This window comes from Shewanella morhuae, from assembly GCF_003028295.1.
Taxonomy (GTDB): Bacteria; Pseudomonadota; Gammaproteobacteria; order Enterobacterales; family Shewanellaceae; genus Shewanella; species Shewanella morhuae.
The window spans coordinates 1,484,432-1,498,282 of sequence record NZ_PYSG01000002.1 but is presented as its reverse complement, the minus strand read 5'-3'; the positions used below and the strand labels follow the sequence as shown (position 1 = coordinate 1,498,282).

Here is a 13,851-nt window from a genome sequence, read left to right as displayed (position 1 = left end):
AATAATCGGGTCAGATTGACTAAAGTGTGCAGTCTAATAGCTTGTTAAATCTATGGGAAACGTTTATTTTTGACATATGTTATCAATAATTTTCATTGGAATGAGCGCCCGCTATGCTTTCAGAACAAACGCTAGAACTCATTGACATTGTGGCTCATGTAGGAAGTTTTACCGCTGCGGCGAATCGGCTGCATAAAGTTCCTTCGGCAGTGAGTTACGCCGTTAAGCAAATAGAGGAAGAGTTGGGCGTTATTCTCTTCGTTCGTCATCATCGTAGCGTGACATTAACCCCTGCGGGAGAGCATTTTGTTAAATATGCTCGAACGCTGCTCACGCAGATGGATGAGATGAAACGCGGGACACAACGCGTGGCGAATGGTTGGCAGCCAACTTTATCTATTGCGCTTGATAATATTGTGCGAGCCGACAGAATAAGCGTGCTGATTGCGGACTTTTATCGTCACTTTCATGACATTGAACTTATCATACGCATTGAAGTATTTAACGGTGTATGGGAAGCGCTGGCTACGGGGCGCAGTGATATTGCGATTGGCGCAACAACGGCGATTCCGGTCGGTGGTGTTTATCAATATAAAGATATGGGTCAAATAGAGTGGGCGTTTCTGGTCAGCAAAAATCATCCATTAGCTAATATTGATCGCCCCTTAACCGATGATGAGTTGCGCCCTTTCCCCTCGATTTGTTTAGAAGATACTTCACGAGAAATCCCTAAACGAATGACTTGGCTACTGGAAAATCAACGCAGATTAGTGGTGCCAGATTGGATCCGCGCCGTTAACTGTTTCCGTGAAGGTTTAGGTATTGGTTATATGCCTGTACATTTGGCCAGTGTATTTATTAAAGCAGGTGCCTTAATCGAGAAACAGCTAGAAAACCCGAGGCAAATAAGCCCTTGCTGCCTAGCGTGGAATGCTGACAAAATGTCGCCAGCACTAGCTTGGGTACTAGAGTATTTAGGCGATACTGAAAAATTACATAAAGAGTGGTTAGCTTAAGTTGATTTGCACTGAGTATGCTATTGCGGTGAGCTAGGCGATGACTTTCACCCATATCTCAGGTACGGTATTGCGATGCCAATTAAACTCATTTTAGGATTTTACGGGAACTTAATTCACTGTAAAAAATCAAAATGTTCAGTTAGGAAATGTGTTAACGGAGAACAACATGAGACAAGAAACCTTATATTCGACAAGTGCGTCAACATTGGAAGTAAACAAGCTTCTTAAAAATACTTATATGCTGTTGTCTATGACATTAGCCTTCTCTGCCCTGTGTGCGGGATTGGCAATGGCGTTAAATATCAGTCCGCTGGTATCGATTGGCTTATCAATTGGTGGCTTGGTGTTGTTGTTTGTGACTTTACGAAAAGCTGAATCTGCTGCGGGTATCTTCTGGATATTTGCCTTTACTGGTATGGAAGGCGCATCACTGGGTTATATGCTCAATCACTATGCTGGTATGGCCAACGGCCCGCAGCTGATTATGCAAGCGTTAGGGTTAACTTCAGTGATTTTTGTCGCGCTATCTGCTTATGCAATAACCACGAAGAAAGATTTCTCTTTCCTGCGAGGATTCTTATTCGCGGGCTTAATCGTGGTAATTGCCGCCGCAGTAATTAATATTTTTATGGGTAATAGCGTTGCTTTTATGGCCATTAACGCTGGTTTAGCATTATTAATGACAGGTTTTATCCTGTTTGATACTAGCCGGATAGTCAACGGCGGTGAAACAAACTATATCCGCGCAACTATCTCGCTATATTTAGACTTTTTAAACCTTTTCATCGCGCTATTGAACCTTATGGGCATAGGCAACGATGATTAATCCTCGTTAACCTAGGTTTAGATAAAACATTGTAGTAAAAAGTCCTCTATGTGATTTAGCTTTTTAGCTAATATTAATCTATCACACAGAGGACTTATTCATTTAGAGAGTCAATATTTTTACAATATCGATGATTTTTATACGGTATTTACTTCGCTTATCTTGTTTAATCCACTTAGCTAAAACCACTCACATTAGCTCACTCAATCCCCGAAAATCTAAAAGCGCTAACAAGGCCACTAAACGAACCAAATCGTTCGTTTTGCATGTTAAGCTATCATCTTCATCACAACTTTTTCAGCAGAAGCACTATATTCTATTATGAGTAAACTAAGTCGAAATGAAAGACGAGCTGTTATCCTCAAGTTGCTTGGCACACATAAACAACTCTCAAATCAACAGCTTTCTAGCTTATTGGTCGTGACTACCAAAACGGTTCGTTGTGATCTTGTTCAACTAGAAAAAGATGCATTGGTGAAACGCGTTCATGGTGGTGTCACGTTATCAGCGGGCTTGGATATTACAAAATACAGTTTTGATGCCATGTTAGCGGAGTTAATACAGCATCATTCGCTATCTGGCAATCTAGAGCTCGATTCACACCAAGGTAAATTAAACAAAATGAAACATAATGTATTTGTGCTTGGCTCATTCAATGTTGATATCGTTGCCAATTTAGAGCGTTTCCCCCAACCGGGTGAGACTATGCATTCAAGTAGCAGTAGTATTGGCGCTGGCGGTAAAGGGGCTAATCAGGCCTATGCAGCGGCTAAAAATGGTGCAAACATTACCTTTATGACCAAAATAGGTACCGACCAATTTAGCCAATTTGCACGTCAACACTTAAGCAGCACCGGTATAGACAACACCATTATTATTGAGTCATCCAGCAGCCCAACAGGCACAGCCCTGATTTATGTGAGTGAACAGGCTGGTGAAAATATGATTGCGGTAAACGAAGGCGCCAATATGACGATGACCGCCGAGGACATCTATTCGGCGAAACCACACATTATTAATGCGGAATTATTTTTAACTCAGCTTGAAACCAATTTTGATGCCATCAAGTTAGCGATGGAGATTGCCAAAGAGCATGGCGCCAAAGTGATCCTAAATCCTGCACCCTATCATAATAGAACGCCTGAATTACTGCCTTTTGTGGATATGCTCACCCCGAATGAAACTGAAGCTTCATTAATGACAGGGATAGAAGTGACTGATTTAGACAGTGCTAAACAGGCTGCTATTGCGATCAATGCGCTAGGTGTCACTTCGGTAGTGATTACGCGAGGAGCTGATGGTGTATTACTCTATGAGAATGGTCAGTTTATACAAGTTGATGTGCTAAAGAGTGCTGTGGTCGACACCACGGGCGCTGGAGATGCATTTAACGGGGCGTTAGTTGCTCAGCTTGCTAAAGGCAGCACGTTGCATCAAGCGGCTAAATATGCCAATGCTTATGCGTCATTAGCTGTCGAGCGCCTTGGCGCCGCAAATATGCCCGATGCTTCGCTTGTTGCTGCAAGGCTCAATGCCTAAGGTGTAGACGCATCAAGCGACGAAAGAGTACGCAATGCTGAATGTATTGGGTACTTTATCCCCATGACATTAGTGCTCACGATATTGCGGCTACGAATTAATAGATAAAAAAATGCCAGTCTGTGATTAACGGACTGGCATTTTTTACGATAAATCTGCTCTAAGCACTTATTTCAAACGGGCGGCATAATCGATAATACTATTACGGTAGAGTGCTAATAGCTCAGCATCTTTTACCGCAACACCGACCTTTTGCGAGGCTTTATTCATCCATTCATCATGTAAATAAACGCGGTCATCAAATTTTTGAATGGTCATGCCTTCAGCAACACCGTCGGTAACAACCCGTATTGGGCCTTCTCTAAGCGTAAATAGCGCGGGATTAATTACATAAGCAATCGCCGATGGATCATGTACATGACAACCTTCTAGGCCCACTTTTTCAATATAAAATTTTAAATAGTAGCGGCTAACATCCCAAATGAACTGCCCTACTTCACCGGCATCATCACGCAGTTGATCAAGATATTCACGCGTAAAGAAACTTTGCTCCGTCACATCTAAACCAATAACAACCACTGGCCACGAGGCCGTCAGTACCATATCTGCAGCATGGGGATCGTCATGGATATTCGCCTCGGCAAACGGCGTGACATTACCACGGTGATCGTTCTCACCAAAAGCGCCGCCCATAATGACGACTTCTTTCACTAGGTCAACAATTGTCGGGTCTGCTTGAAGTGCTAAAGCAAGGTTGGTCAACGGGCCGATGGCAACTAAAGTTATTTCACCGGGTTCAGCTTTCACTGCATCGATAATGTATTGATATGCTGGACGAGGATCGGCTTGACCTTCTACTTCAGCGGGCACTTTTACATCACCAAAGCCACCTTCGCCGTGAACAACCACCGTTGGGCCAACAGGAGGACGAATGAGAGGCTTACTTGCGCCAGTGACAATATCGGCATTCAGTTGATATTTCTGTTTAAGGTAAAGAGCATTATGAGTCGCATCTTTGATGGTCACATTACCATAAACCGTGGTAATCGCTTTGAGTTCAATATCTGGATGCGCTTCTGCAAATAGGATAGCAAATACATCATCAATACCGGGATCTGTGTCTAATATAATTTTAGTTTTCATGTGGATCTCTGTCCTATTCAATTAGGTGAATCAATACACTATAGGGTTTTACTAAATACCTTATCACTACTCTTACAACCTATGCTAAGTATATCAATAAGATAGCTCGAGCCAATACAAGTAACTCTAGGTTCATTAGCACTTGTCACTTTACATAAATAATGTGAGTTTAAGTGTGATAGGTCACCAAACTTACCTAGGTAAATGAACAATTTGGTTCGTTAACCTCCTAGATTAGTAAAATGTGTCATTAAGCATCAAAGGACTGCAGTGATATTAACAAAATAGCAGTGATATTTGGCGGTTTTACTATGGTGAATCTTTTAGTCAACTTTAATGATGACATCCATCATTAAGCCTTTGAATATCAAATATTCTAACCGTAGCACTATAAGGTGCATGGCGTTCAATGTAATGGCCACAAGGTGCTCGGTAAAATGGGACTGAAAGCGTTAATGCGAGGTGTGTTTGATTAAAGCGCAGGATCAGCAAGCTTAATTTATGTCGTATTATTACTAATCTTTTATAATTAGTATATTGATTTTTAACAAAAAAATTAATGTCTTATATATTGATCTATTTTTGGTTTTAATAAATAACATAACGTCGTGGCAAGTAGAACTGCCACGACGTTATGTTAGCAAACAGCTTAGAAACGATAATTAAAGCTTACGGTCATATTACGCGGTGTACCATAGTGGTAAACGCTATATGCGACAGAAGAAGCTGACATATAGGCATAATATTTTTCATCGAACAGGTTCTCTACGTTAAGTTGTAGATCCATATTGTCGGCCAAGTCGTAACGCGCCATCAAGTTGACTAGCGAATAAGCATCTTGTTTAATTGTCACAGCACTTTCAGAATAACTATCACTCTGCCAGTTAACGCCACCACCGATGGTTAGCTCAGGCAATAGATCAACAAACTGATAGGTGCTAAATAGTTTAAACTGCTTACTGGGGCTCGTTGTCGCAACGCGTTCACCGGCAGCATCTTCCGCTTTAAATTGCGAATATCCTGCGGTGATGTCCCAACCATCAACAGGCTCACCCACCACTTCTAGCTCGAAGCCTTTACTCTCAGTCCCTTGAGCCGCCTTGTAATAAGTCGTCGGTATACCACCAATGGTGATTGTACCTGCTTCGGTAGCGAGATTATCTTGCTCGATTTGGAATAGCGCTACAGTGGTGTGCAGACGATCATCTAAATAAGCACTTTTTAGACCAATTTCATAGGCTTGACCTTCGAGTGCATCGAGGAAATCACCGTTAATGTCTTTATAGTTTTGTGGGTTGAAAATTTCGGTATAACTGGCATAAATACGATGTTGGTCGGTAAGGTCATATAAGGCACCGATATAGGGTACAAATACGCCGTCATCACCAAAGTCAGTCACTGTGCCATAGCTAACACCTTCACGGTTCCAACTTGAAATTCGGCCACCAGCAATTAATTTTAGGTCATCAGTGATCGTCAATCGCGTTGCCGCATAAAAACCTTTTTGCTCTGTTTCCATGTCCATCTGACGATTAGCATCAGTTGACCACTGTGGTTCTGTAAATGCCGTGTTTCCCCAATCATAAAAATTATCGACGGGCTTATTATCCCAACCAGACATATCGTCGCGGATAGGCTCATAGGTATCCGCATAGGATTTTTGTTTACTATATAGGGCACCAACGACCACTTCATGCTGAAGATTAAACAGTTCATAATCCCCTTTGATCTGGAAATCGACATTATCAGAATTGCTCTCACCATGGCTGTGATAACGCTGGCCACTTAATCCGGCACCGGTTTCTTTATCAAGTAAACCAGACATATAGATCATTTTGTTGGTTGTTTCATACTCCATGCGATTATAGTTGGCCACCAATTGCCAGCCATTGCTGAAGTAATGATTCAAGTTAGCAAAATAGTTGATGTTGGTCGTTTCCCAGCGGCTCCAGTCTGCTGCTGTAGTGGTCGACACATCCCAATCGGCAGTCGTACCATCACTAAATACTGCAGGTAATGCGCCCCACATGGCTCCTTTAGGATTATTGTTGTTGTAACTACCACCCACCCGCAACATAGTGCTATCAGTAATATCGGTATCGATTACACCGTAAAGAATGGTCTTACGGTCTTGGTAGAGATCTTGATATGAGTCGCTATTAACATATTTAGCCACCACGCGACCACGCACACTGCCACTGTCATTCAGCCCATTGGAGACATCAGCGGTGATCTGCTTTTTATCCCAACTACCTGTGGCAACATCAATATTGCCCTGAAGTTCAGTGCTATCAGCATGTTTACGCACCAAATTGATTGAAGCGGAAGGATCGCCCGCCCCCGTGAGTAAACCTGTTGCACCACGCACCACTTCAACGCGCTCATACAGTGAAACATCTGACACGGTTTCGCCCGCATCGCCGCCTAAGCTCCACGATAATGGTACGCCATCAATCTGATAGTTTTGTACTGAAAACCCGCGAGCACTAAAGCCGTTACGGACGTTGTCCGTTTTAGACGAAGATAATCCTATTGCGTTATTAACAACATCAACTACGGTATTTAATGCCTGATCCTGAATGCGCTCAGCCGTTAAAATCGATACCGACTGTGGAGTTTCCATCAGTGATAACCCAAGGCCCGTCGCCGTATCTATGGTCTTACTAACGGTGTACTTACCTTTTACGGAGATTTTTTCGATGTTCTGAGTATTGGTATCAGTTGTTGATTGTTCTTCGGCTAAAACCACTAAAGGGTTTAACGCCAAAGTAATCGCTGCAGCAAGGGGAAGTAAATTAAATCGCATAGTCTTTTCGGTAGTTGGTGTAAAGTATGCGTACGGTAACACTATTACGAATCAATTTCATTTGTATTTTGGTGATTTGGGTAACAAATTATCTATTAAGAGTGAAAATAATCAATGCTTAAATGATGCTGTTGCCTTATCTGGTGGGCGTTTTGATAAGACAGCGTTATTTTTCTAACTGGTTTAAATTGGGATTCCTAATCTAAGCGACAACCCCTTCGTTAACTATCCGCATGGGTTGCCGCTGTTGAGTATTTCTATCGCAGCTTTGTTAATATTTACTGAATGCTATTTATTGGGCGAGTAGTTCATTAGGTACAGGCCACTTTGCGACCTGCCATTCACCTTGCCAATTCTCTATTGAGACCCACAGCTTATCGGTGGCGGCTAAACTTTTTGGGGCAATGGCATGCACATGTTGGCCATGCTTATTACCATGTACAACACCATTCTCACTGCGTTGTAAAATATCCAGTGGTAATGCTTCTGAACCAATATTGGCATAGCCTTGACGTATATTGCCTATGTCGCCTTGCTCAAATATCAACATAAAATCTTTCACATAATCATCATGATGTGTATAGGGCGTGTTGAGATCTAATGGCATTGGCACAATCTTAAACTCACCGACTTGCTGCGATGGCCATGCGGGTGGAAACGTGGGCGTTAAAGATTGATAAAGAAACAATAACGGCAGCAACAGAATGAGGCCATTGAGTTTATATTTATTTTTTTGCCAAAAAAGCGCGTAATTCATCGCCATTATCGAGCCTCTCCTAATATTTGTGCACCTAAGTCATCTGACTTTTGCGCTTTAAATGCGCGCACATGACGTAATCCCCACATCATAAACCCCGTGATCGACATACCTGATAATATCAGTCCAAAAATGAACCAAATCATCTTGGTCCAAATCCCGCCTAAAGTGCCGTAATGCAGTGGATCTGCAAGATGCATAATAGTTTGCATTGCTGTCATTGTTTCGGGTGATGAGGCACTTGCCACCTCCCCCGTCCAAGGGTTAATACTGAGGTTATAAACGTTTTGGTCGTAAAAAATATAATCGCCGCCACCGCTTAAATGGTACATGTCGCGATTGTGTTCAGGTTTCATCACATAATTGGGCTGAAAATCAGGGAAGCGTGTTTGTGCTAATGTTAACGCCTGTGCAAATGAAACGCTGGGTATGGGTGAGCTTGTGTCACCTTTCGGGCTAAAGGGCAATTGCTCAACGGCAATTAATGGTGCATGGGGCTCGATATCAATATCTGCATGCCAAAAAATTGCTTGCACTAAATACCATAATCCGGTCAGCGACATAATGGCAATAAACCAGATTGACCACACACCGGATAATTTATGTAAATCAGCTAAAAGTGTTTTTTTACCTTGATTGATACGTAATTTAGGCGCAAAAAAACTCCGCCAAAAACGCTTGTAAACAATCAACCCAGTAACAAGCGACGCCAACATAAATAACGCCATCGAACAAACGAGGTAATAACCGACGCTATAACTGCCATGCCAAGGGAATAATAACCAAGAGTGCAAGGAGCGCATAAAACCAATAAACGTCATGCCCTCATTAATCTGTTGAATTTCGCCAGTATATTGGTTGACGTAAGCAATGGCGTAGGGTTTATCCACGTCAGTCAACATGATTGCATTCACCAGGTAAGGCTCAAAAGTCATCGCGCCGGTAACCGCCGCCGTTGGGTGCGCCTGCTCAACGATGGTCATTAGCTCACTAACGGGTTTAGCCGCTAAATTATCGGGATTTAATGCTCTAGACGCGGGGTTAGTTAACCAAGTTATCTCATGGCTCAATACTGCAATCGTGCCCGTCAAACAGATAAAACAAAATAACAACCATATTGGGAGTGATACCCAACCATGCAACATAAACCAGAATCGGTTACTGACCTTCGCCATTTGTGACTTTCCTAATACTTCTTTAATCTTGGCATTGTAAAGGTAATGCGAATTGTTATCAACGCGCTGGACTGGTTATTATTTTCAATTAGAATCCCAAACACAAAAAACGATGATGGGAATCACGATGCATAAAACCTTACTAGCCACGCTTATTTCGAGCCTGTTGCTTACGCCAAATTTGTACGCCGCACAAACTCAACCAGACACCAATATTGAAGTGATTAGTATTAAAGGAAGTCGTTTAGATAAAGCGGCAACAGCAACCGGCTTACCTTTGACGCTCAGGGAAACGCCACAGTCGGTCACCATTATAGATCAAGAGTTTATTCAGAGTTTCTCGCTTAATAATGTTGCGGACTTAATGTTTTTAACGCCGGGCATTTCAGCACAGAAAATAGAAACTAATCGTTACTTCTTTAGTGCCCGTGGCAATCCCATCACTAACTTTCAATTTGACGGTGTGCCAGTTAATTACTCCAGTTTTTTCAATGATGCATCAACTGATACCGTCATATTCGACCGTGTTGAAGTGGTTCGGGGAGCAACGGGATTATTAACGGGGGCCGGGGAACCCTCAGCCGCCATTAACCTTATCCGTAAACGTCCAAAGTCATCCCCTGGTGGTTACCTCAGTGCAAAGGCGGGGTCATGGGACAGTTACCGTGTTGAGGGCGATAGCTCAGTTGACATCACTGCAGACAGTGATGTTCAAGCACGATTTGCCGCAGCCTATGAAAAATCGAACAGTTTTACCGATCTAGCAGAAGATGAAAACCTACAAGTTTATGGTGTCGTTACCGCCAGATTAGGTGACAACACATTATTGACTGTAGGAGCAGATCACAGTGATCGCGATCCGAAAGGTTCCACTTGGGGTGCGTTACCACTATTTTATGCCGATGGCAGTCTAGCTAATGATCTACCCCGCTCGACGACCACGGCCGCAACTTGGTCAAGTTGGAAACGTCATGGCACTAACGTTTTTTCTACTGTAGATCATCGCTTTGAGAATGACTGGGAACTCAAATTCGACATTGAGCACCGTGAAGATAAAATGGATGGCCATTTGTTATTTTTGTATGGCTCCCCCGATAAAACTACTGGCTTGGGTATGGGGGCATCACCGATGATTTATCAATCCTCTCGTAAACAAGATGCGGCGCGATTATTTGCTTCGGGTCCATTTGAATTATTTGGTCGAGAACATCAACTCACAACGGGTTTGTTATATTCAAAACAAGATGTGACTGCTGATTCTTATTACTCAACAGATACGTTAAACGTAGGTAATTTCTTTGAGTGGGATGGCTCAATAACAGAACCTAATTATCCCTCTACACCCTCAACAGAAAAAACAGAAGAAATCCAAAAGGGCGCCTATATTGCCACCCAACTTAATCTGCACGACCAATTAACGCTGCTGCTCGGCAGTCGAATCAGCCAGTACAAAATCGATCCAGGCTATGAGCATAATGACGTTATCACTCCTTATGCGGGATTGGTGTACGACATTACTGACAGCGTGTCTATTTATACCAGTTACACCGAGATTTTTCAGCCGCAAGACGCAAAAGATGTCAATAACAAACGCTTAGATCCGACAACGGGTAATAATATTGAGCTGGGTAGTAAGGCCGACTTTTTCGACGAAAAACTCACTGCCAGCATCGCTATATTTAAAGTGCAAAAAGAAAATGTGGCAGAAAGAGATCCTAACAATAAAGACCCATTACCCGATGGCAGTTTCCCAATGCGTGCAGTGGATGGCACCAGTAACCGTGGTTTTGAAATGGAACTCACCGGAAGACCCACGGAGGATTGGGATCTGTATTTTAGTTACACCTATAGTGAGTCTGAGAAAGCCGATGGCACGGCTTTTAGTACCCATTTACCTGAAAACTTAGTGCGTTTATCTTCGCTCTATCATTTTAATGGTGCATTGGAAGATTTCACTCTCGGCGGTAATATAAGCTGGCAGAGCCAGATTTATGTAGAAAATGCAGGTCCTAACGGTGAGCGTTCACAGCAAAACAGTTATTTTATTGCCAACCTAATGGCCAGTTATCAACTCACTGACGCAGCAATCGTGCGGCTGAATATTCGTAACTTGTTTGATGAAAAGTATTATTCAAGTATCGATTTCTACGATCAAGGTTTCTTTGGCGAACCTAGCAATATCGAGCTCAGTCTGAGCTACAATTTCTAAGCTAATTATTGGTTATCACTATCATGGTGCCGCGCATAACTTTACAGTGCGCGGCACCATGATGCATAACTAGCATCTATGGAACATCATCCGACAAAGATCCAAATAATCAATTTTTTGAGCTCGAGCTTCAGTCCTATATAGACACTATCTCGTCCCTTGCCATTATAAAACCTATGCTCACGCTAACATCAAACCCTGCGCAATATTCAATCACATTGGCAATACTCGCATTTACGCAACGGTAAACGCTAATGCAGAGATATGGATTTAACGCGCCCAAAGACAGATTTTAAGGCTATTTCAAATCAGTAGAATTGATAGCGATTGAATCAGGTTATTATTACTGCGATGTTTTACCTAGTGCGATGCCTAACGGTTCAAAGTAATTGATTAATGCTTGGAAAATGCGTTGTCGGTGGCTTTCATCTGGATAAGCGCCCTCCTTTGCTAATGCTGAAAAACGCGTACCTGACACCAAATAGGGGTTTGAAATTTCAGTATAAGACTCAATACACGCTTCAAAGGCCCGCGCCATCATCTCTGTCGGGCGCGAGAAATACTGCGTCTGGTATTTTTTGTCTAATGCTATCGCTCGGCGCACATAATCGTGGGGTTCATCGTTATTGCCAGTTAAAAATGTCACCTTAAAGATGTCAGATAATCGTGTATTGAGTGGATGTTCGATAATAGGTAAATCGGCTAACCAAAGATCGCTCGCACATTGAAAGCGCTTAGTTGAAGATTGGAAGGATTTTTCCGCAATGTAATGGTCAAACGCATGCCAAAACTCATGGGCTAATGCACCTGCCCCCGCATTTTTAGCTAACGCTAACTCTCGAGTCGCGGGCGCATAATGGGCCTGCACGCCCTTTTGTCCACCATGACCAAAGGCCAAACTCACCGTTTGCCGCAGCCCTAAAGTCAAGGGCGGCAATTTTAAGATAAACGCCAGATCGGCGAGCGAATCAAACACCAAATCCGCCGCAATACGCGATTCTTCCCGCGTAACCCAGCGGCCAACGCGCACATGGCTAAAACCAAAGGTCTGTTTGATATCCAAAAAAGTCACCTGTTCACCAAATCGATAATCTGGCCCGTGGCGAGTATATTGCTGATTGATTAACACGGCTTACCTTGAGCTTGTCGCGCACAATGGATGATTAATAATGGCGTTTATAGGGATATTTTAGAGGAAATAGCAACGGCATAATAGACATGTTACAAAGATAGTAGGTATACATACTTATTCTAAAATATGCAGTTTTAAAAATATAACCCCGAGAATTTTTTAACCAAAATGCAAAAGAATGAATTTATATTCAATTTAAACCACGTTAGCTCTGTCCTGCGGCTAACGTGGTTCAGAAAATAGAGTCTAGGATTAACACCTCGGCACAGATACAGGGGCGATACTGAAATGTCCCAAATTACCGCCAATAAATACGTTTAACTGACTGGTGTGATGCGCCTCAATGGTACCTTATCTGCGTGACATTATTGCCAACCACAACCCTAGCCGCGTTTAGTGCCCCATGGATCATTATCATCAGTTGATGGACTCGGCCCTGAGCGCTCCGTTGTTCTCGGCTCTGGCCTATCTCGACGCTGTGTATAGCCGTTATCTGAACTGCCATAGGAGGAACCAGAAGCGCTTTTGTTACGTTGATGTGCGCCTGAGTTTACGCCGCGTCCACCTATAGATTTTTTAGCCGAATTTGGATGCCTGTTACCTGCTTCGTATTCTGCACTGGCTTGGGCCTGCATTTGGGCGATGGATTCTATTGTCAATTCCATCGGTTTACGCGGTGCTAAACCCGCGGCAAATCCTCTTTCACGTGGCTTGAGCTCAAACTGCTCACCAATAGCCTTAGGCATACGCTTAAAGCGATATAGGTAAAAGTTTTCAACTTTCTCCCGCGCCCACTCCGTTTTTTTGAGGAAAGTAATACACGCTTCAACGGTAGGATTGGTATTAAAGCAGCCTAATTTCAATGCTGCATATAAAATTTTCCAGCCATAAAAGTCGACTAACTCGGTGATCATGGTCTCAAGTTTAAGGCCGTGTAATGGATTATTTTGTTGCTCTTCAATCATGGTAGTTCCAAATTCAGCCCAATTGGCTGATTTTACTGTATTAGTTTACTGTAAGTATATTGTCTATTAGGTGAATGCCCTTTAGACCAACAGGGCAAAACTAGAGGAATAATAACGGTAAATACGCTAAACGCCTCCTTTTATTTACGTGAGCATGGGGCTAAGTATGCCTACTGCCGTATTTAATCCACATAAAACGACTAGCGACTATCGTAAAAAATTTACCATTAACAGTGCATATGCTGGCGTAACTGCTATCGTGCCAAAGGCTTAACACTCA

General features: G+C 42.8%; 10 protein-coding genes. 4 read left to right on the top strand and 6 right to left on the bottom strand.

Features of this window, described 5'->3' with window-relative positions; all coding sequences use genetic code 11:
* Positions 1 to 113: 113 nt before the first annotated feature.
* The 3 genes from punR (at position 114) to rbsK (ending at position 3,384) form a co-directional block, all read left to right on the top strand.
* A complete protein-coding gene (punR, locus tag C9I43_RS07045) occupies positions 114 to 1,016 on the top strand; it encodes a DNA-binding transcriptional activator PunR (RefSeq protein ID WP_076502175.1) in 903 nt (300 codons plus the stop codon).
* 169 nt (positions 1,017 to 1,185) lie between these two features.
* A complete protein-coding gene (locus tag C9I43_RS07040; RefSeq protein WP_076502173.1) occupies positions 1,186 to 1,845 on the top strand; it encodes a Bax inhibitor-1/YccA family protein in 660 nt (219 codons plus the stop codon).
* A 321-nt stretch (positions 1,846 to 2,166) separates the two neighbouring features.
* A complete protein-coding gene (gene rbsK, locus C9I43_RS07035; protein WP_107882919.1) occupies positions 2,167 to 3,384 on the top strand; it encodes a ribokinase in 1,218 nt (405 codons plus the stop codon).
* Between the two features lie 168 nt (positions 3,385 to 3,552).
* Here rbsK and C9I43_RS07030 read toward each other — a convergent pair whose 3' ends face one another.
* From C9I43_RS07030 to C9I43_RS07015, 4 genes are all read right to left on the bottom strand, one after another.
* Positions 3,553 to 4,527: a nucleoside hydrolase gene (locus C9I43_RS07030; protein ID WP_107882917.1), complete on the bottom strand. Its 975-nt coding sequence runs from the start codon at positions 4,525 to 4,527 to the stop codon at positions 3,553 to 3,555.
* 649 nt (positions 4,528 to 5,176) lie between these two features.
* Positions 5,177 to 7,333 (bottom strand): TonB-dependent siderophore receptor, encoded by a 2,157-nt coding sequence (locus C9I43_RS07025; protein ID WP_107882915.1) that lies wholly within the window; start codon positions 7,331 to 7,333, stop codon positions 5,177 to 5,179.
* 292 nt (positions 7,334 to 7,625) lie between these two features.
* Complete coding sequence (locus C9I43_RS07020) at positions 7,626 to 8,096, bottom strand: PA2404 family protein (protein WP_107882913.1); 471 nt, start codon at positions 8,094 to 8,096, stop codon at positions 7,626 to 7,628.
* Entirely contained in the window at positions 8,096 to 9,265 is a 1,170-nt protein-coding gene (locus C9I43_RS07015) for a PepSY-associated TM helix domain-containing protein (protein ID WP_107882911.1), read from the bottom strand. Before C9I43_RS07015 ends, C9I43_RS07020 begins: the two co-directional genes overlap by 1 nt.
* 127 nt (positions 9,266 to 9,392) lie before the next feature.
* Between C9I43_RS07015 and C9I43_RS07010 the strand changes: the two genes are divergently transcribed.
* A complete protein-coding gene (locus C9I43_RS07010; RefSeq protein WP_107884078.1) occupies positions 9,393 to 11,474 on the top strand; it encodes a TonB-dependent siderophore receptor in 2,082 nt (693 codons plus the stop codon).
* A 343-nt stretch (positions 11,475 to 11,817) separates the two neighbouring features.
* Here C9I43_RS07010 and C9I43_RS07005 read toward each other — a convergent pair whose 3' ends face one another.
* Both C9I43_RS07005 and C9I43_RS07000 read right to left on the bottom strand, forming a co-directional pair.
* The gene (locus C9I43_RS07005; RefSeq protein WP_107882909.1) at positions 11,818 to 12,603 is read right to left on the bottom strand and encodes a CLCA_X family protein; all 786 of its coding nucleotides are present in this window, start codon (positions 12,601 to 12,603) and stop codon (positions 11,818 to 11,820) included.
* Positions 12,604 to 12,989: 386 nt separating this feature from the next.
* A complete protein-coding gene (locus C9I43_RS07000) occupies positions 12,990 to 13,571 on the bottom strand; it encodes a VF530 family protein (protein WP_107882907.1) in 582 nt (193 codons plus the stop codon).
* Positions 13,572 to 13,851 lie beyond the last annotated feature (280 nt).

Excerpts from the sequence above, each read along its gene's own strand:
- punR (WP_076502175.1), top strand. The coding sequence starts at position 114 with ATGCTTTCAGAACAAACGCTAGAACTCATTGACATTGTGGCTCATGTA.
- C9I43_RS07040 (WP_076502173.1), top strand. The coding sequence starts at position 1,186 with ATGAGACAAGAAACCTTATATTCGACAAGTGCGTCAACATTGGAAGTA.
- rbsK (WP_107882919.1), top strand. The coding sequence starts at position 2,167 with ATGAGTAAACTAAGTCGAAATGAAAGACGAGCTGTTATCCTCAAGTTG.
- C9I43_RS07030 (WP_107882917.1), bottom strand. The coding sequence starts at position 4,527 with ATGAAAACTAAAATTATATTAGACACAGATCCCGGTATTGATGATGTA.
- C9I43_RS07025 (WP_107882915.1), bottom strand. The coding sequence starts at position 7,333 with ATGCGATTTAATTTACTTCCCCTTGCTGCAGCGATTACTTTGGCGTTA.
- C9I43_RS07020 (WP_107882913.1), bottom strand. The coding sequence starts at position 8,096 with ATGGCGATGAATTACGCGCTTTTTTGGCAAAAAAATAAATATAAACTC.
- C9I43_RS07015 (WP_107882911.1), bottom strand. The coding sequence starts at position 9,265 with ATGGCGAAGGTCAGTAACCGATTCTGGTTTATGTTGCATGGTTGGGTA.
- C9I43_RS07010 (WP_107884078.1), top strand. The coding sequence starts at position 9,393 with ATGCATAAAACCTTACTAGCCACGCTTATTTCGAGCCTGTTGCTTACG.
- C9I43_RS07000 (WP_107882907.1), bottom strand. The coding sequence starts at position 13,571 with ATGATTGAAGAGCAACAAAATAATCCATTACACGGCCTTAAACTTGAG.